Raw genomic sequence first — 1,339 nt, 5'->3', positions numbered from 1 at the left:
AGGCGAAGAGGGCAGCGTGATGGTGTAGAATGCAGGCGATCCTGGGCGATGTCCCGTTCGCTCGGGCGGGCCTGCGGCCCGCGCCTCCCGAACGGGATCTTGACACCAACAATCGGCACACTACCGAGACCCTCGTGAATAAAGCGAATTGGGCGCCCTTTTACAACTTTCACCTTGGTTTTATGGACTGAAAGCGGTGTTTTGGAAAATCGCACAGTGGAAAGTCGCAATTATTTGTCCCAATTTATAAAAAGTCGAGTATCGCTCGCTTGAGACGGGCGCTATCAAGGAGGAGACACGCATCATGAATGCAGAAGAAATCATCAAATTTATCGCCACGTCGCCCAAGAAGACGCCGGTCAAGCTGTACGTGCGCGAAAAGAAGGGCGCGAAGATTGATTACGCCGCCCATGCCGAGAAGGGCGCGGTCAAGGTGTTCGGCAGCCCCAAGGGTCGCGTGGTGTTTGGAGACTGGGCCGATCTTGCCCCCGTTCTGGAGGAGAACGCCGGATCCATCAAGTACTACGAGATCGAGAACGTGTGCCGTAACTCCGCCGTGCCGCTGCTCGATATGAAGAACGTGAACGCGCGCATCGAGCCGGGCGCCATCATTCGCGATCAGGTGGAAATCGGCGACAACGCCGTCATCATGATGGGCGCAGTTATCAACATTGGCGCCGTGGTGGGCGAGGGCACCATGATCGACATGAACGTAGTGCTGGGCGGCCGCGCCATCGTGGGCAAGCATTGCCATATCGGCGCCGGCAGCGTGTTGGCTGGCGTGGTTGAGCCGGCAAGCGCTACGCCCGTCGTGATAGAGGATAACGTCATGATGGGCGCAAACGCCGTTGTGCTTGAGGGTATTCGCGTGGGCGAAGGCGCCGTGGTGGCTGCCGGCGCCGTGGTGGTGAACGATGTTCCCGCCGGTGCCGTGGTTGCCGGCGTGCCCGCCAAGATAATCAAGATGAAGGATGCCAAGACCGAAAGCAAGACCGCTCTGGTGGACGCGCTGCGCACGCTGTAGGTGCGTTCGGAATGGCGCGACCCATTCGATGGGGCGCCGCGCGTATCGCAGCGAGCTGCATGAAGCCGTCGATGCTGCCAACGTGGAGGCCGAAAGCAAACGCTTTCGGCCTCTTTGCGTAGCGTGGGGCCGTTATCGGTCCATTGGCTCGGGTCGTTTCCGTGCGCTCGGCGCTTCGCCGTCCTCGTGGCGGATCGCGTGCCGAAAGTTGGTGTCACGGGCCGCTTTGAAGGAGAAGCGGCCATTGCCTAGAATCGATCGTTGCGAAGGTAACCGATTCGAGAGAAAGGCAACGGCCACCATGGACACTCTACA

The 1,339-nt window shown here is 59.6% G+C and carries 1 protein-coding gene; it reads left to right on the top strand.

Annotated elements, in window-relative coordinates; genetic code table 11:
- Nucleotides 1-304: 304 nt before the first annotated feature.
- Complete coding sequence (gene dapD, locus DMP06_RS11215; protein ID WP_123209812.1) at nucleotides 305-1,024, top strand: 2,3,4,5-tetrahydropyridine-2,6-dicarboxylate N-acetyltransferase; 720 nt, start codon at nucleotides 305-307, stop codon at nucleotides 1,022-1,024.
- The last annotated feature ends 315 nt before the right edge of the window (nucleotides 1,025-1,339 follow it).

Source organism: Slackia equolifaciens, from assembly GCF_003725995.1.
In the GTDB taxonomy this organism is placed as follows: Bacteria; Actinomycetota; Coriobacteriia; order Coriobacteriales; family Eggerthellaceae; genus Slackia; species Slackia equolifaciens.
The sequence above is the reverse complement of the archived record's forward strand: the minus strand, read 5'-3'. Positions and strand labels throughout refer to the sequence as shown.